16 protein-coding genes are annotated in these 17,736 nt (G+C 56.1%); 1 reads left to right on the top strand and 15 read right to left on the bottom strand.

The features are described 5' to 3' along the window. Positions 1 to 67: 67 nt before the first annotated feature. A complete protein-coding gene (locus MHN28_RS24960; RefSeq protein WP_370645655.1) occupies positions 68 to 355 on the bottom strand; it encodes a type I restriction enzyme endonuclease domain-containing protein in 288 nt (95 codons plus the stop codon). A 218-nt stretch (positions 356 to 573) separates the two neighbouring features. Between MHN28_RS24960 and MHN28_RS05285 the strand changes: the two genes are divergently transcribed. Then, positions 574 to 1,017: a hypothetical protein gene (locus tag MHN28_RS05285; RefSeq protein ID WP_239336809.1), complete on the top strand. Its 444-nt coding sequence runs from the start codon at positions 574 to 576 to the stop codon at positions 1,015 to 1,017. A 679-nt stretch (positions 1,018 to 1,696) separates the two neighbouring features. Here MHN28_RS05285 and MHN28_RS05280 read toward each other — a convergent pair. From MHN28_RS05280 to MHN28_RS05215, 14 genes are all read right to left on the bottom strand, one after another. After that, complete coding sequence (locus MHN28_RS05280; protein WP_239336807.1) at positions 1,697 to 2,662, bottom strand: sugar-binding transcriptional regulator; 966 nt, start codon at positions 2,660 to 2,662, stop codon at positions 1,697 to 1,699. Then, positions 2,659 to 3,681, bottom strand: coding sequence for an ABC transporter permease (locus MHN28_RS05275; RefSeq protein ID WP_239336804.1), 1,023 nt, complete (start codon positions 3,679 to 3,681; stop codon positions 2,659 to 2,661). The genes MHN28_RS05280 and MHN28_RS05275 overlap by 4 nt, the downstream gene beginning before the upstream one ends. Continuing rightward, positions 3,678 to 4,709, bottom strand: a complete 1,032-nt coding sequence (locus MHN28_RS05270; protein ID WP_239336801.1) for an ABC transporter permease — start codon at positions 4,707 to 4,709, stop codon at positions 3,678 to 3,680. The genes MHN28_RS05275 and MHN28_RS05270 overlap by 4 nt, the downstream gene beginning before the upstream one ends. Then, entirely contained in the window at positions 4,706 to 6,226 is a 1,521-nt protein-coding gene (locus MHN28_RS05265) for a sugar ABC transporter ATP-binding protein (protein ID WP_239336799.1), read from the bottom strand. The genes MHN28_RS05270 and MHN28_RS05265 overlap by 4 nt, the downstream gene beginning before the upstream one ends. A 145-nt stretch (positions 6,227 to 6,371) precedes the next feature. After that, complete coding sequence (locus tag MHN28_RS05260; protein WP_239336797.1) at positions 6,372 to 7,388, bottom strand: substrate-binding domain-containing protein; 1,017 nt, start codon at positions 7,386 to 7,388, stop codon at positions 6,372 to 6,374. A gap of 356 nt (positions 7,389 to 7,744) precedes the next feature. Continuing rightward, positions 7,745 to 8,029, bottom strand: a complete 285-nt coding sequence (locus MHN28_RS05255; protein WP_239336795.1) for a putative quinol monooxygenase — start codon at positions 8,027 to 8,029, stop codon at positions 7,745 to 7,747. Positions 8,030 to 8,032: 3 nt separating this feature from the next. Beyond that, positions 8,033 to 9,646, bottom strand: coding sequence for a GMC family oxidoreductase (locus MHN28_RS05250; protein ID WP_239336793.1), 1,614 nt, complete (start codon positions 9,644 to 9,646; stop codon positions 8,033 to 8,035). 19 nt (positions 9,647 to 9,665) lie between these two features. Beyond that, positions 9,666 to 10,676 carry a zinc-binding alcohol dehydrogenase family protein gene (locus MHN28_RS05245; protein ID WP_239336791.1) on the bottom strand — a complete coding sequence of 337 codons (1,011 nt, stop codon included), beginning with the start codon at positions 10,674 to 10,676 and terminating at the stop codon, positions 9,666 to 9,668. Positions 10,677 to 10,681: 5 nt separating this feature from the next. Continuing rightward, entirely contained in the window at positions 10,682 to 12,232 is a 1,551-nt protein-coding gene (locus MHN28_RS05240; protein ID WP_239336789.1) for an FGGY-family carbohydrate kinase, read from the bottom strand. Continuing rightward, on the bottom strand, positions 12,186 to 13,028 hold the full coding sequence (locus tag MHN28_RS05235) for a class I fructose-bisphosphate aldolase (RefSeq protein ID WP_239336787.1): 843 nt from the start codon (positions 13,026 to 13,028) through the stop codon (positions 12,186 to 12,188). Before MHN28_RS05235 ends, MHN28_RS05240 begins: the two co-directional genes overlap by 47 nt. Continuing rightward, positions 13,019 to 14,740 carry a glycerol-3-phosphate dehydrogenase/oxidase gene (locus tag MHN28_RS05230; RefSeq protein WP_239336785.1) on the bottom strand — a complete coding sequence of 574 codons (1,722 nt, stop codon included), beginning with the start codon at positions 14,738 to 14,740 and terminating at the stop codon, positions 13,019 to 13,021. Before MHN28_RS05230 ends, MHN28_RS05235 begins: the two co-directional genes overlap by 10 nt. A 31-nt stretch (positions 14,741 to 14,771) precedes the next feature. Next, positions 14,772 to 15,767, bottom strand: coding sequence for an aldo/keto reductase (locus MHN28_RS05225; protein ID WP_239336783.1), 996 nt, complete (start codon positions 15,765 to 15,767; stop codon positions 14,772 to 14,774). Next, a complete protein-coding gene (locus tag MHN28_RS05220; protein ID WP_239336780.1) occupies positions 15,757 to 16,737 on the bottom strand; it encodes a sugar-binding transcriptional regulator in 981 nt (326 codons plus the stop codon). The genes MHN28_RS05225 and MHN28_RS05220 overlap by 11 nt, the downstream gene beginning before the upstream one ends. Continuing rightward, positions 16,737 to 17,732 (bottom strand): ABC transporter permease, encoded by a 996-nt coding sequence (locus MHN28_RS05215; RefSeq protein WP_239336777.1) that lies wholly within the window; start codon positions 17,730 to 17,732, stop codon positions 16,737 to 16,739. The genes MHN28_RS05220 and MHN28_RS05215 overlap by 1 nt, the downstream gene beginning before the upstream one ends. Positions 17,733 to 17,736 lie beyond the last annotated feature (4 nt).

Genomic DNA, 17,736 nt, shown 5'->3' with positions numbered 1-17,736 from the left:
CGAAGCCTCTGACACAAAATACTTTTCGGTGTCAGTGAAGCGGACAGCCAACTCACGCGGAGACAGCTCACTTTCCTTCAGAGCCAGATCCTTGATCTTCTCGCGCATCGGCTGCGAAATGCGGTTCACGGCGCCACCAGTCCGTACCTGAATTCTTCCGGATGGTACCTACAAGCTCGGCGGCAATGACCCGCAGTTCGTCGTTGCTCATGATTTCGACGGCGCTGTTGTTCTTGGCCAACGCGTCATAGAATGCCCTTTCCTCGGGAGACACCCTGAGACATGATCTTTCGGTTGCAAGTTGGGCTCGGAGCCACAGGTTCCGGTATTCGTCAATCGGCGCTCGAGGTCTCATTCCTCTGACGCTGGACCGCTCCACTTGGGATTTCACAGGGATTGCTGCGCAGTAACGTCGAAGCGTTCCTTGATCGTGTACCAGATTCAATGCGTTACGACAAATGTCGGAGTGCGCGCGACAATTGGTGACCAGCTTTGGGCCTATTGGGGCAGGTGTTCCCTGGCACGAGGTCCCAAGTTTTTAACGATGACCGCAATCGAATTGGAGATCAAAAGATGACAAAGAACGATCTGTTGAAAAATGGCGACGGCGATGAAGGTGCACGCGCTCGATCGAAAAGCACATCGCAGAATTCGTCTCAAGAAGATGACTACGAGGCCGCAGTACTGGCGTTGATTGAGTTTGATAGATCGCTCGTAGAGGGGCGGGCAACGAAGCCGCGTATATTGCATGATATCGTCAAGGACATGTTTGAAGCGAAGGTGGTCTTTGAGCAGCACTACGCCGCAGATCTGACCGCGGTTTCGTCATTCGCGGTTTTTCAATCAGAAAAAAGCGTTCGGTCTGAGGTCAAAGCTCTTGTGAAGGGCGCGCTGAAACGCATCGGCGTCGAAGTCAAATGGGAAGGCCGCGACGTGAAGGATGTCCCGCTAGGGAATGAGCCCGCCTCTTCGCATGAGAAGATGGAATTGCTTACATCAATCAATGGGGCTCGCTGACGATCTCGACCAGGTCATGAGCATTACTGGGTCACCAAAATCTTCGAACTCGAGCGATGGAGTAGACTGTTGATCCACACGTACCATGGCAAGCTCTGCGGGTTCGGCGGCCATGGGTACTGCTGAATGCAGGTTCGCGAAGGATACGGTGTCAAATGCATTGGACGAAGCCATGTTGAACCACGATAGAAAGTAGGCGGGATCGATTGAATTACGCTGAACTCGTGAAACAGTTTCAGGACACCGCGCCGTACCACCGCCTGGACGATTTGTACGCGAGCAAGAAGTAAACATCTACGTCGAAACAGGTCGACGGCTTCGAAAGCGCGTCTCAGATAGGTCAATTTACGGCCCATCCCGTTGCGTTGGGTGAGTTGACCCGAAGGATCTTTATGGGTCTAAGAACACATCATCCGCGAGGTCTCCAGTTCAGCCACCTTTATCATTAGGTTTGGACGGAAACCCCCATTACAACCATTCGCTGTGCTGAACTTATTGATTTACCAGATCCTCGAACTGGACATTGGTACGCGGCGCAGCATTTGTTCGGCCCAAGGTCGGCAGTACGCAAAGTTGCATGAATTCGCGTCCCAATTCTTGAATGTGGCAATCCGCGCAACGGTGGTTCATCATTCTTGTTGGTTGGGCCTGTAAAAAAGCGTCGCAAGCATAAACGCCATCAGTTTTCTGCGATGTCCAATACTGACTGTGCGGTTAAATCATCAACGACCAAGGTATTGATATGTCGCCCGTTTAATGCGGCTAATATCGGCTCAACTTTTTCTTTACCGCTTGCCACGCCAATACGGATTGGAACTAACTTGGCATCCGAAAGCGGCAGGCTGACCAATTTCGAGTTTAACGCGCTATCGCAAAGCTCACCTGCGGAATCGACCAGATGGCCAAGCAATTCGGCCCTGACGCCGCTGTTGTATAACTGAACCCGATCGCTCTCGGACAATGGGTGGGCTTTGTAGTAGGTCGCATCCTCTCCGGTTACTGCGCCTAACCCCAAAAGCGAGACGTCGGCGTTGCCTGCCTGATCCAACACATCCCGTACCGCACGGACCGACATGAGCATGTCCCGTTCTTTCTGGGTATCCGCATGCAGTGGAGTGTGGATAAGGGTTGCCGTACCGCCAAGCCCGTCTGCTATGCGCGTCGCAATATGATTCACATCGGTGTAGTGTTGCCCCTGAACTCCGCCCGTCATTGGTATGACGATGTTTAAGGTAGAAGCCCGCGGTCGGAGGTGATTTGCAACTGCGCTCAGAGCCTTGCCACCTGAGATGGCGATGACGTCATCGTCTTCCAGGGTGCTTTGAAGATGCTGGGCCGCGGCTTTGCCGACAAGATCCAGTGTGGTACCGGCATTATCGGTGACAGTGTCGACTACCAGAAAATCGGCACCGGACCATCGTTGCTTCAGCTGGTTTTCCAGATCAAACAACCGTTGGAATGGGCTGTGGATGCGAAACTCAACCATTCCCATCTCACGACCTTGTTTGATCAGCCGGTTCACCTTGGCAGTGGACAGCTTGAGGCTTTTTGCGATCTCGGCTTGCAGTTGACCTTCCTGAAAATGCAGTGTCAGGACACGGGCAATCTGGCGCAGGGTTTCTGGATCGGGTCCGCTTGCGTTCAACTCTCGCTGTCCTTTCTGCTTACCAAATGGTTCGACGCCGCCGCCAGAAGCAACGCGGTGCCCACGACCAGAGTTTGGAAATATGCAGGCACCAGTGTCAACATTCCGACGGTAAGTGACATGATGATCAATGCCCCGATAAAGGATTTCAGAACACGCCCCTCGCCGCCGCTGAAGGCTGTACCACCCAACAGAACCACGAGTATAGCGGTTAATTCCATGCCATCGCCTGACAAGGGGTCGCCCAGCGACATAAAGCTTGACCGTGCAATCCCAGCCAATGCGGCGCAGATGCCGACCAGAATGTAAAGTGTGATCACTGTGCGCGCGGTGTTGATGCCCGAAAGCTTAGCGGCAGTCGGGTTACCGCCGGTTGCAGCCGCGTATTTGCCCAGTTTCATCCGATCCTGCGTGACGATCATCGCAATGGTTACCAGAATGGCCACCCAAAAGGCCCAAGGCAGTCCCAGTAAGACGCCATCCCGACCATAATCATTGAACCAGCTCGGCATCTTCAGCCCGCCGCCGGATTTGATTGCCGAAACGCCATCTTCGACCAGAAGCAGCGCAACGCCCTTATAGAGGCTCAGAGTGATCAGTGTGGCGATGACCGGAGTGATCCTCAGTCGAATCACCAGGAACCCGTTGATCGCACCCAACAGAACACCCAACAGTACCGTCAGGGCAAAGGCCGGCAAAAAGGGCACACCGTTTATGGCAAGCATGGCGTAGACCACTGCACTGAGGCTCATAGCACTCCCCACCGACAGATCGATATAGCCAGAGATCATCAGTAGGGTGAACGCTCCGGCCAGCGTCAGGATCGGTGCCGAGATGCGCAAGATATTTATTATATTGCGCTCACTCAGGAAGTTGCCGCGCTCGAACAGAGGGAACTTGTCCAGATTGGCGGTGCTGAGCACCACTACGACAAGGATCAGTACCAAATAGATATAGTAGTCTTTGAGGAACCGCTTTACTCGGTCGCCGGAACTGGGATTTTGGGTCAGATCGATCATCCCGTGTGCCTCCGGGCCAGAGCCCATGACTGTGCCATGATCGCGATGAACACAGCGAGAGCTTTCAAAGTGAATTGCCAGTCCGGTGAAAGCACCAGCCCCGTGGCCGCTGAGGTCACGGTCGCCAAAATGATTGCTCCGAAGAACATTCCGATGACCGATCCAAAACCTCCGGCAATCGCGACACCACCCAGCAATGAGATGACCAGAGCGTCGAACTCCATCAACGTTCCACGGTTGGAGAAGCCGGATTTGAACTCTGATGCCAGGAGAATACCAACAACACCGGCCATCACCGCACTGAATAGATACAGCTTGATCACATGCCGCGCGTTATCGACCCCAGACAGGCGCGAGGCCACCGGATTCGCGCCAATGAGATAGGTCAAACGCCCGAACACCGTCTTACGCTCGACGAATACCGCCGTAAGAATCAGGATCGCCATGAGCACCACTGGCATTTTGATCGAACTGCCGAACATGGCCATATTCCCCAACATCCCGAAATCCGAGGGCAGATTGGTGTTGCGTTGCGATCCTTGCGTGATCACCTGCGCAATCCCACGCGCCAGCATCATCGTGCCCAGCGTGACGATGATGGATGGCACACGCAGCGCGACGACAAAGACCGCGTTGACCGTTCCAATCAACATCGCTCCGATCAAAGCACAGAACATCGCAAGCCATGTCGGCATTCCCCAACCCGAAGACAGCGCATTCGCCCCATCTGCGGCCTGCGCGAACCACACCGCCAAAACACCGGACAGTGCAACGACACCACCGACTGACAGATCGAAATTGCCTGAGACCAGCAGGAACGTGACGCCAATTCCCAGAGAGATCACCGCCCAGTTATTCGTCACCAGATTCACAACGTTTTGAAACTGAAAGAAATTCGGCACCAGAATAGACGCCAACAGGAACAACGCCACGGCGGCCCCGGCCACCAGAGATGTGATGAACATCTCATCACTCAGCCTGTTATCCCGCGCGGCCAGCCTGCGGCCTTCGACTGCCTGATCGGTCATGTGTTTTCGCTGCCCCCGCCAGTTACAACATTCAGGATATGCGGAATGTCGACCTCTGCTCCGTTCTTAATCGTGGCCTGAACCTGGCCGTCGTACATCAGAAAAACCCGGTCGCAGATGCCCAGCACCTCTTCGAGTTCCGACGAGAAGATGCAAATCGCCCGGCCGTTATTGGCGAGATCGCGGATCAGATCGTAGATTTCCGATTTCGCACCCACATCGACCCCGCGCGTAGGTTCGTCCAGCAGCAGCATATCCGCATCCGCGAACAGGCATTTCGACAGGACGACCTTCTGCTGGTTTCCGCCAGAGAGCTTCTCCGCGTATTTCTCAATTGAGTTTGTTGCGATCCCCAGCATACCCACATATTCTCGGGCTACCTCCTTTTCGCGTTCATCCTGAAATATACCGAAGCTGGCCAGTTTGCGGATGTTCATGATCGGAATGTTGCGCCGGATCGTGAGTTCCGTGAATAAGCCCTGCGTACGCCGCTCCTCGGGGACCAGCGCAATCCCTGCCGCAATGGCTTCTTTAGGCGAGGCTGCGCGTTTGCGGCCCTTGAAGTCAATCTGCCCGTCAGCCTTGTCGGCCCCGTAGATCGCGCGTGCAACCTCAGTCTTGCCAGCGCCAACCAGACCGTAGAAACCGACAATCTCGCCTTCATTCACGTGAAAAGACACGTCTTTAAGCAGGTGATTGGACAAACCTTTAACGTTCAGCACCGGATTACCCGCTATTTCGCCGCGCGGTTCGTAGTCATGGGTGATCGCACGGCCTACCATCATCTCGATCAACTCGGGTCGACCGTTCACTTCGGCCAGAGGTTTTGTGGCGATGTGCTTACCGTCGCGCATGACGGTGACATTGTCGCCCAGCTCAAAAATCTCATCCAGCTTGTGCGAGATATAGATGACCGTCACATCTGAATCCCGCAGACGGCGAATGACTCCGAACAAGCGCTCCACTTCGCGTTCCGACAAAGCGGCGGTTGGTTCGTCCATGATGATGATACTGGCGCCAGAGGACGCGGCACGAGCGATTTCGACAATCTGTTTCTGCGCCACGCTTAGCGACGACACACGCGCTTTCGGATCAATCGTCGGCTCAATGGCGGCGAGGGTTTTGACTACTCGATTCTCAAGATCGGACTTTACAAGAAAGCCGAACCTGCTGGCCTCCATCCCCAATGTCAGGTTTTCCAGAACGGTCAACTGGTCGACCACATGCAGTTCCTGAAACAGAGTACCAACACCGCTTTCACGAGCATCCTGGGTACTGCCCGGCTCATAATCCCGGCCCAGAATGGCCATCGAACCGCTGGTGGGGGTCAACGCTCCGGTCAACATCTTCACAATAGTCGACTTACCGGCCCCGTTCTCTCCGACCAGACAATGCACCGTGTTACGATCAATATCGAACGACACCGTGTCCACGGCACGCACACCGGGATAGTCCTTGGTCAACTCCCTGACTGACAGTGCTTTTTCCTGTGCTTTTTCGGCAAAGGCAGTCTGCACGATCATCCCCTTTTTTAGTCCGCAAGCCTCCAATGCGCGCAAACTGGTCGCGCCCTTGGATCAAGCTTATCCGAGTTTGGATGTGTTGCCACCAGTACGGGACCTATATGCAAGTCCCGTACTGGTGACTGGGTCGTTCAGCGTGTTAACCGCCGAACTGATCTTTCAGCCACTGCTCTGCCTCTTCCTTAGGCATGGACCAGTAGGAGACGGTGTAGGCCTTGTAGAAGAACTCTTCAGCCGTATCCGAGGTCCGTTCGACCTTGCCGTCCAGAACATCCATGATCAGGTCGATTCGACCCTGCGCAGTCTCAACCGGCGGCAGTCCCATCGAGGCCTTGAGGCTGGAGTTCGGGTCGTAGACCTGCTCGAACTCGACCGAGTCAAAATCCACGCTCGCTACGATCTCTGTCAGCGGCTTGCCATTGTCGAACTTACCGCGACCCAACTGTGCCAGTCCGGCCATGGTGCCCACGGTCAGGTTGGATGCTTCGGAGTAGATCAAGTTCACCTCAGGTCGCTGTGTCAGCAGGTCGACGATAATCTGCTTGGCTGCTTCCTGGCCTTTGCTGGAATCCAGCGCGCCCAGATTTTCGGCATCGGGGTCAACCGACAACACACCTTCAGCAAAAGGTGCAGTCCGGCCCGAGTTCACTTCAGTGTGGTTTGGCCAGCCGAGTTGTACCATGACAATTGGTTTATCGGGATGTGCCTCTTTCCAAGCTTTCGCCATCTGTGCGCCCATCTCGAAAGAAACAGCCGCCTCATCGCTGCGCGCGGTTGGGATGCCTGTATCGGTGATTGGACTGAAGAACGAGGTCATGACGATTTCATCGGCCAGCGCGTCTTCAACGCCCGGCGTTGCTGCTTCGGCATCCCAAATGTGCAATGTGGCGGCATCGAAACCGCCCGCCACGACCTGATCGACATTCTGCGTCATCACGGCAGAATCTGCCTGACCGTCAAAAACCACCACCTCAGCACCATATTTTTCCTTGGCATAGCGTTCGGCTTCTGCTGCCTGAGACTGGTGAAACACGTTCGACAAGTCAGATACAAAGAACGCGATCCGTTTGCCGTCATCAGCAAAAGCCCCAGCCCCACCAACAAATGTCAGTGTCGTCGCCAGCAGGCCCGCCTTGAGTACATTCCTCCGCTGCATTTTCCTCTCTTCCCTTTTGGTTTCTCCAGAGTACGGCCGATCCGAAGTGATACACACCGGGGCCGCGATCCCAGTCAGCGCCCCTCCTCAGGAACCGGGACTGAAATTTCTTGCAGTATTTGGTATTATTATCATTTTAGTCCGATTAGTCAACTTTTTTGAGGGTCATTCAGCAAAGAATCTTGGCGCCCAAGAATAATCTAAAATCCGCATAACTAACTGTTTTTAAATCTTAAATTCCCCAGAAAAACGCATGCCAATGGCGGACAAACGACTTCGCGGTGACCATAGCCATGACAGAGGAAGAAAATATCGTCGAAACTCGGCAGAAAAATGAAATACGAATCCCGAAGCTCTTATATTTTCGCCAGCTTTTGAACGGAAACTCGGGCCTTTCCCTTTACGATTTCCTTGAACCTGGCCATGTGCGGCATGCGCCCGTGATTAGTAATCGCCTCAGCATCAACCCAAATCTCATGGATCAAAAATTCGGTCGTTTGGTCGGGTGAAACGAACACATCGTATCCTTTGTTTCCTGCCTCTTCACGACTGGCAGAGGCCAGTTCCTCGATCGCGTTGCGCAACAAATCTGACTGACCGCTTTCCGGCACGACCTGAGCGATGATCACGATTTCACTCATGTCTTAGGCTCCTTTGCGGATCATATCCGCCGCTTTTTCCGCGATCATCACAACAGGTGAGGCTGTATTCCCCGAAACGATTTTCGGCATGATCGACGCGTCCACCACCCTTAACCCCATCAGGCCATGCACCTTAAGGTCCGCGCCCACCACGGAAGAGGCATCGGAACCCATCTTGCATGTGCCGACAGGGTGGAAGATCGTCGTGGCGATATCTCCTACACCCTTCACAAGGTCTTCTTCTGTCTCAATCGCTGGCCCGGGCAGGATTTCTTCCGGTCGATAGGGTTTCAAAGCGCTCGCCGTCATAATCGCCCGCGCCTGCCGCACAGATTTCGCGGCGACGTGTTTGTCATTTTCGGTCGACAGGTAGTTCAGGCGAATGTCCGGATGAGTTTTTGTATCCGCCGCCTGAATATGGCAGTTGCCCACACTTTCAGGCCGCAGGTTGCAGACTGAGACTGTAATCGCAGGGAACGGGTGAAGCGGGTCACCCAACTTGTCGGTAGACAGCGGCTGCACGTGGTACTCCAGGTCGGGCGTAGCCAAATCGGGGTTGGATTTTGTGAACATCCCGAATTGGCTGGGAGCCATCGACATAGGGCCCGATTGAGTAAGCCCGTATTGCAATGCAATCTTCGCTTTCCCGACCAGTGAATTCGCCATCGTGTTAAGGGTCTTTGCATTTTGGACCTTGAAGACCGTCCGGATTTGCAGGTGGTCTTGAAGGTTTTCTCCGACGCCAGGGCTTTCGTGATGCAGTGCAATACCGTGTTCACCCAGAATATCACTCCGACCCACGCCTGACAGTTCCAGGATTTTGGGCGAGTTAATCGCGCCCGCCGCCAACAGAACTTCTGCAGTGGCATGAGCTTCGTATCGTGTGCCCTTGTGTTGATAACGCACCCCGGTCACCTGCTTACCATCAAACAGCAGGGTCTCGGTTTCAGCATGGATCAGCACGCGCAAGTTGGGGCGCTTCATGGCCGGGCGCAGAAAGCCTTTGGCCGTGTTCCAGCGCAAACCATTGCGCTGATTGACTTCAAAAAAGCCGGTACCTTCGTTGCTGCCATCGTTGAAATCAGCGCGGGGTTGGATGCCGAATTCTTTGGCCCCATCCTGAACTGCCTTCAGGATGTCCCATTCCAGCCGCTGTTTCGATACCTTCCACTCACCACCGTGCCCGTGCATATCGTTACGCCCGGCATGGTGATCTTCGGATTTCAGGAAAAAGGGCAACACGTCATCCCAGCCCCATCCAGTATTGCCCAACTGACGCCAGTGATCGTAATCCGCCGCCTGTCCGCGCATATAGATCATGCCGTTGACCGAACTGCATCCCCCCAGCACTTTACCACGCGGATAGACCAGAGAGCGCCCATTAAGCCCCGGTTCAGGTGCGGTTTTCATCATCCAGTCAGTGCGCGGATTGCCGATGCAATAGAGATATCCCACCGGAATATGCACCCAGTGGTAATTGTCCGACCCGCCCGCTTCGAGCAGCAACACTCTTGTTTTAGGGTCTTCGGTCAGGCGATTGGCCAGTACGCATCCAGCCGTACCAGCGCCAACGATGATATAGTCGTAGTCTCCATCGAGTTGTCGGGCGTCTGTCATGGCTTACTGGTCTTTCCGATTAGTACGCAACTACAAGTTTGCCGATCATCCGGCCTGTTTCAATGATCGCATGTGCCTCTTTCAGCGTTGTCGCCGACAAGCCGTGAAGCATCTTTTGTTCAGTTGTTCGGATGGCACCGTCATCAACCAGACGAGCGACACGCGACAGAATCTGCCCCTGGCGTGCCAGATCTGCCGTGCCATACAGCGAGCGCGTGAACATCAGCTCCCACATCAGCGCAGCGGATTTGCCTTGCAGGGCCGAGATGTCCAGTTTTTCAGTTGTTTCGACAATAGTGCCGATCCGACCTTGCGGAGCTATGAGCTCGCACATTGCATCCCAGTGCTGCGCGGTGTCGGCGTATTGGGTGATATAGTCTACGGTTTCGAGCCCAGCCGACCGAACTCCGGCGATCAGGTTGTGGTGATTGACCGTCTGATGCGCGCCCATGTTCCGGCACCACTCGACCGTTTCCAGCCGCGAGGCGGTCGCGATTAAGTGCAGCCCAGTCAGCTTGCGAGCCAGTTGAAGGGTAATCGATCCGACCCCTCCGGCTCCTCCAATGACCAACAGGCTTGAAGGCGTTTCGTTTGTTGGGACTTGTAGCCGGTCGAACAGCATCTCCCACGCCGTCAGTGACACCAAGGGAAGTGAAGCGGCAGCTGCGGGACTGACCGATGATGGGGCCACCGATGCGATGCGATGATCAACCGCCTGCAACTCGGCATACGATCCCGGACGATTGGCATCGCCCGCGTACCAGACCCGGTCGCCTATGGAAAAACCGGTAACCTCGGCGCCCATGTTGCGGACGATACCCACCGCGTCATACCCCAGAATGAACGGCTCGGTGTGATCCTGTTCGGCGGCCGTCCGGATGCGGCGTTTGGCATCCGCAGGGTTAACCGAGATCGCCTCGATTTCGACCAGAAGGTCGGTGGGCAACAGAGCGGGTTCGGGCAGATCGACATCCATCAGGCTGTCCAACTCGTCAATCGGCAGAGACTTCAGAAATCCCACGGCTTTCATTTTTACTACCTTTCGGTGGAGGTCTGAGCGCTGTCCCAAAATCCGCGCATCGCTTCGATCAGCGCGAGGTATTGTGCATATCGGGTGTTGTAGTGCGATTGCATGGCCACGTTTGGCAGGAACTCGGATTTGCGACGGGTCATCCGGCCAATCGCCTCTTCATAAGAACCATAGACGTCAGTCGCCACCGATACGCCAATGGCCGCACCCAAAGCGCCGGTTTCCTGCGCCTCAGCCACAAAGATCGGTACGCCCAGGCAATCAGCGAACATCTGCGGCCAGACCGGGCTGCGCGACCCTCCACCGGACAAAACTGCCCGATCAAATCTGACGCCCGCGGACTTCAGAACCTCGATATGGCGCCGGTGCTCGAACAAAACGCCTTCGAACAGGGCGCGCAGCATATGGCCTTCGCTATGCCAACCGGCGACGCCGTAGAACCCACCCCGGAACGCGGCCCCTTGCCCCGAGCCATAGAGGTAAGGGTGAAAGAACGGATCATCAGCGGCGGGCGCAACCTCGGCCACTTTGGCGTTGCAATATCCGAACGGATCATCGTGGTGTGCACCGCGTTCAACGAATTCGCGTACATACCATTCCAGATTGGCCGCCGATGTGGCGCTGGCCTCGATATTCACGAAACGCTTCGGCCCGAAACCCGACACCATGAACAGGCCATCGTTGACAGCAGGCGCGTCGGAAAACACCTGATTGATGCTCCACGTCCCGGCGATGATCGAAGCCTCACCCGCGCACACGACACCTGAGCCCATGGCGCTGGAAACCACGTCGAAATAGCCCCCGATTACCGGTGTACCCACGGCCAGACCTGTTGCAGCCGCGGCTTCCGCGCTGACGGTTCCGGCAACCTCTGCCGGATCGATCAGCCGGGGCAGCATTCCTTTTGCGTCGCTCAGACCATAAAGCGCCAAAAGATCGTCATCATAGGCGCAGTCCGGCATTCGGATGAGGCCACAGCCCGACATATCCGAGATATCGGTGACACGCTCTCCGGTCAGCTTGCAGGTGATAAAGTCCTTGCACAGCATCGCCGTACCGGTGTTGGCATAAATTTCGGGCCGGTGGCGTTTGATCCAAGCCAAAAGGACGGGCGTCTGAGACGGCCAGGGCTTTTGCAGGCACAAACTGTGCAGTGCATCCCCCTTGGCGTTGGAAATTTCTTCGGCCATTCCTGCGGCGCGCGTGTCCAAAGACTGGATGCCGATCAGCGGTTCGCCTGCTTTGTCCAGAAGGTACAGCCCGTTGCCATGGCCCGCGCATCCGACACCTATTATTTCCGCAGCGTCGATACCGGCCTCGTCGATACAGCCCGCTATCACCTGCCGGGCATTAGCCCAAAGCTCATTCAGGTCGCGTTCCACATGGCCCGGCTGCGGGGTCGAGGATTGCCCGTCCTGCGCCTTCATCGCAACGGGCTGCCCCTGCAGATCGAAGAGCACGGCCTTGATAACCGTGTTCCCTGCATCCAGCCCCAGTATGTACCCGTTTTCAAACACGGTTGTAGATATCCCACGCTTCTTCACCGCTGGCGCCATTGTGGATCATCGCCATCAGCGCGGCCACAACTGCCTTGGGGTTGTCATGCTGGTAAATATTTCGACCGTAGACCATCCCCTGCGCACCCTGCGCCATCAGGGCTGCCGATTTCATCAGCACGTTCTGAAGGTCTTCCTTGCCGCCACCGCGCACCAGTACCGGTACGCGCGCGGCTTCGATCACGCGGTGAAAGTCCTCGGGGTTTTCGGTGGGGTCAGCCTTGATGATGTCAGCCCCCATCTCCGAAGCCAGACGCACCAGCGTCACGATCTTCTCGGCGTTGCCATCCACCTGGTAGCCGCCGCGAACATCGTTGGGCAGCATAACCAGAGGCTCAATCATAAGCGGCATCCCGTATTTGTGACAGGCCGCACGCACCCGGCTGATGTTTTCGACACATTGGCGGAACAACTCAGGCTCGTCGGGCAGCATAAACAGGTTTACCACCACGGCGGCAGCGTCCATTTCCAGCGCGCCAATAATCGGCGCGTCGGCGTTCTGCAGCATCGACCACATCACCCGGTGGCGCTGATCGTTGTAGGGGTTGCCCATGTCGATCCGCATTACAAGCGCGGGCTTGTCCTTTTCCGGTCGCGATTGCAGCAGGTCTGCCTGCCCATAGGCGCATTGGATCGCGTCCGGTTTGGCCCCGATCAGTGTGTCCATGACACCGGCCATATCTTCGAGCCCAACCAGAAAGCTGGGCTCGTTGCAGACCCCGTGGTCGATCGCCACGTCAAGACATCCCCCGTTGGTAAACATCCGGTTCATTCGGGCTTTGGTGCTTACACGCATTCTGTTCTCCGTTCCTTGTTTCGTGCGGTCAGAGTCTCGGCGGTGACGCCATAAAACTCGGACAATTCATGGATCAGAGTTTGGGTCTGATCGTTGATCTCTTGTGGGGTGAGTCCGCGTTCATCAGCTATGATGCCGCCCAGTCGCTCTAACAAAGCCGCGGAAATCTGTCCTGTGATCGCCAGCGCGGTGCGACGCAGTACGATGTCGGTCAGGGATTCCACAAATTCAGTGCGCAGCAACCAGACGATTTCGGCTTCGGTATAGGGGCAGTCGTCTGCCAGAGATACGTCCTGCGCCGACTGGCAGAACAGTGCTACGTCGTAAGACTGGCTGCCATAGTGCCCGATGAGATGCTGCGCCCGGTCAGGCGTGACATGGAATTCATCCGTCAACCGGTTTTGCAAGGTGGTCGGATCATCGGGGAACTGCGCACCACCGCCAATGGCCAGCCCAAGGGTTGAAGCCCGACGCGTTTTTCCCAGCTCGGCAAGAACCTCATCTCCGGTTTGCTCTCCAAAGGCACGAAAGGTGGTCCACTTGCCACCGATCATGCAGAACTGTGGGACTTCCCCTTCCAACCGCCGCGTGTAGTGACCGCGCGAAATCCGACCGGTGAAATCCTGATCACTGCGGGGCAACGGTCGGATACCGCTATAGCTGAACACCACCTGTTCCGGGGTAATCTCAACTTTCGGGAACACCAGCCTAAGCGAACCGAGGATATAGTCGAACTCCTCTGGTTCGCACTTAACGCGCGCGGCTTTGTCAACACGGATGTCTGTCGATCCGGCCAAAACCTTGCCTTGATACGGGAACACGATGCAGACTCGCCCATCGGTGTTTTCAAAATAGACCATGTGCCCGCCAAGCGCCTGCAACAGTGTGGCGTTGTTGATGATCAGGTGCGAACCCTTGGTACCTGAGACCATTTGTTCGTTCGCGGACCCCCCAAGGGTCTGTGCGGTTTCATCGAGCCACGCACCAGTTGCGTTCACTATCACTCTGGGCTCAACCCGCATGGTCTCGTCGCTGCGCCGATCGGTGACGGTATAGGCTTCACCGTCCCTCGTCATTTCCGAGTAGTTAAGAGCGATGCAATCCGGAGCCGCGGTTTGCATGTCTTTGATCATCTCAACGCATAGCCGTTCCGGATGGTTTATCTGTGCATCGTAGTACACTGCCGACCGCGTGGCCTTGGGTGTCAGCGCGGGCCAATCCTTGCGAGTCCGGTTCGCGCTGTTGAAATGATGCCGCGGCAGAATACGCCGCTTGCGCGTGACCCAGTCATAGAGTGACAGGCCCAGTTTGATCGGCGCTGCGCCGCGGCTGGAAGGTTTACCCTGCCATCCAACAAAACTCGCCGCCGCATTTAGCATGCCCGAAAAAACCGACGTGATCGGAATGACCGTGGGCAAAGGCCGCACCATATGTGGCGCGTTCAGCAGCAACGCATCGCGTTCTTGCAAAGACTCTCGAACCAGGTCGAACTCACCGTTTTCAAGATAGCGCAGACCGCCATGGATCATCCGAGAAGGGGCCGCGCTGCACCCCGAGGCGAAATCGTTGCGTTCGACCAGCAGTACCCGCAGCCCCTGCAGGGCAAGTTCGCGATAGACTCCAATACCGTTCACGCCTCCACCGATCACCACCACGTCGAACGCAGGATTTTCGCGCAATCTTGACAGGTTTTGTTGTCTTTGTTCTGACATGGTGGTCCTGTTTGTAGCGATGCGTTGAGGCTTAGGTGTCAAGATCGCTCAGATGCGCGAGAGCCTGCGTGTTAATCTCGGCAATCTCGGTGTCGGTCAGGCGTAGCTGCCCTGCCTTGGCGTTCTCGACCGCCTGCGTCGCATCCCGGGCACCACACAGCGAAAAGGTGATACCGGGCTGCTGCACGGTCCAAGCGATCACGGTTTGCGCCAAGGTCGCACGGTGCGCGTCAGCAATCGGTGCGATAGTCGCCATCAGGTCCGCCACTTTCTGGCGGTTTGCCATCGAAAAACGCGGGTTGTCCTTGCGCTGATCATCTCCGGTGAACACACGATCCGGCCCGATCTTGCCGCTGAGCAGCCCCAGCGCCAGCGAGGAATAGCTGAGCACAGACACGCCATTCTCGCGACACACTGGCAGCAGAATGCTCTCGATATCGCGCTTGACCATCGAGTATTCTTCCTGGATGGCGTCGAGCTGACCGGCCGCGACATAGGCTTTCACGTCATCCACCGATGTATTGCTGGCCCCGATCGAACGGATCTTGCCCTGCTGTTTCAGGGCCTCCAGAGCCTCCATCGTCTCAGCGACAGGGGTGGTCGGGTCCTGCCAATGGGTGATGTAGTGGTCGATGTAATCGGTACCCAGGCGGGTCAGGCTTTGCTCGACTTCATGGATGATCGCATCCTTGCCCAGATAGCGATGCACCGGCTTGCCGTCATAGTCGAAGAAGTGATTGCCCTTTTGGGTATGCCAGACCAAACCACATTTGGTGGCCAGCACAACCTTGTCACGCCGCCCCTTCAAGGCCTTCCCCACGATGTCCTCGGCGACGCCCTGCCCATAGGCCGGGGCAGTGTCGATCAACGTCACGCCGGCATCGACCGACGCCTGAATTGCCGCAATGGACTTGGCCTCATCCGTGCCACCCCACATCCAGCCACCAATGGCCCATGTGCCCAGCCCGATGGCCGAAGCTTCGATCCCAGACGTTCCGATTTCCCGTGTCAGCATCTCATGCGACATCTCGTGTTCCTTCCATTTCCTGTATGACTGAGGTCGCTGTATCTTCGTCCAGGATCAGCGAATTGAGAAACTTTCCATTCAGCACAGCCTTGATCGGCAATACCTTTTGCGCCCCGGCACTGACACCGATCACCCTTGTGCATTGGGCCAGATCGGTTGGCGCGACCGAGACCAGCCGCGAATTCAGGGCATAGTTAGACACAGACCCATCGATATGGATCAGGTGAGCCAGAAACTCTCCGATCACGCCCATGCCAACCAGCATCTTGCGGTCGGCCTCGGGTACTGGATGAAGATCGTAATAGCTGGAGCCTTCAGGTTCGATAGAACCAATCCCCACCAGCGCGACATTGGCGCGACGGGCTATATCCAAAACCTCTCGGATGGATGAAACCTGTTTCAGCATATCGCGCTGGTCGCGGCTCTCCGCGAAGAGCGGCGCGTGCAAAAGCATTGGTTTGCCACCAAGCCGCTCTGCCATTTGCGTCGCCAGATGATTCACATCTGTGTAATACTTGCCTTGAATACCACCGGTCAGCGGCACCACCGTGACATCGAAGACGCGTTCAGCCTCCAGCGCCTCGACCGCTGCGCTTATGGCCTTACCCCCCGTAATCGCGATGACGTCTCCGTCCCGCAGAGTTTCGAGCAAGTGATTTGCTGCGGCGCGCCCGACTTGTTGCAACGTCGTCTCAGGACTGCCCGCGACCGACGGAGTCACGATGGCCTCAGTCAGACTTGTCGATCGGGTAAGATCACGCTCGATATCCATTAATGTGTCAAACGGGCTTTCGATGTCGATCTTAACCATCCCCATCTTGCGGCCCTGAGTGATCAGGCGGTTGACCTTCGAGTTCGACAAATTCAGTGCTCGCGCGATATCGGCCTGCTTTTGCCCTTCCAGATAATGCAGGACCAGTACGGTGTGAATCTGCCGGATCAGTTCAAAGTCGTTCCTTTTATCCACCATCACCCGCGCCTTTTGTTCAGGTAGTGGTCGATGGTCACTGCCACCAACAGGATCGAGCCGCGAATGATGTCCTGCCAGTAGACCGACACATCCAGAAGCGCCAATGAGCTGGATACAAGTGATAGAAGGATCACACCGAGGATCGCGCCGAGAATGGAACCCGAACCGCCGTTCAGACTGGCCCCGCCTATGACGGCAGCGGCGATGATCGTCAGTTCCAGCCCCAGCCCGAATGTAGGTTGTGCCGAGCCGAACCGTGCCATGTAGATGATGCCAGCGATGCCGCACAAGGTCGAACACAGCGTAGTTGTCAGAAAGATCACCTTCTTGGTTCGAATGCCCGAATATGCCGCAGCCTTTTCGTTCGAGCCGGTATAGAACACCTTGCGGAACATGGTTGTGCGCCGCAGCATGAAATCAAAAGCGATCACGAAGACCAGAAAGATGATGATCACGATCGGGATCGGCCCAATCGAGCCCTGCCCAATGAATTTGAACTCGGGCGGCAGAGTATAGAGGCCCAGCGGACGGCCACCGGTGAACAGCAGACAGGCCCCCCGCGCAATCACCATGATCGCCAGTGACACGATGAAATGATGCAGACCCACGCGGGTAACAAAGAACCCCATAAAGGCTCCAATGGCCGTGCACAGCGCAATTGCCATGGCAGATGCGACCCACGGATCAATGCCGCTTAGAAACAACCATCCCGCGATTACCATTGCCAGTGCCGTGACCGATCCGACCGACAGGTCGATACCGCCGGAAATCAGCAGGATCGTCATCCCGATCACCAGCAGGCCGTCGACTGCAAAGGCCATCGACATCGCGCGCATGTTGGCCCAGGTCAGAAAATAAGGCGATGCGAAAGACATGATCAAGAACAGCGCCAGGATGATGACAATCAGCCCAGTTTCGCGCATTCGGAACAGGCGCATCAGAAACGGCGTGCTGTCAGTTGCGCCCGCTTGGGCCAGATTCACGGTGTTGTCCATTTTC

Origin of the sequence: Ruegeria sp. Ofav3-42, from assembly GCF_022347725.1 — a bacterium.
In the GTDB taxonomy this organism is placed as follows: Bacteria; Pseudomonadota; Alphaproteobacteria; order Rhodobacterales; family Rhodobacteraceae; genus Ruegeria.
This window is presented reverse-complemented; position numbering and strand designations above follow the sequence as displayed.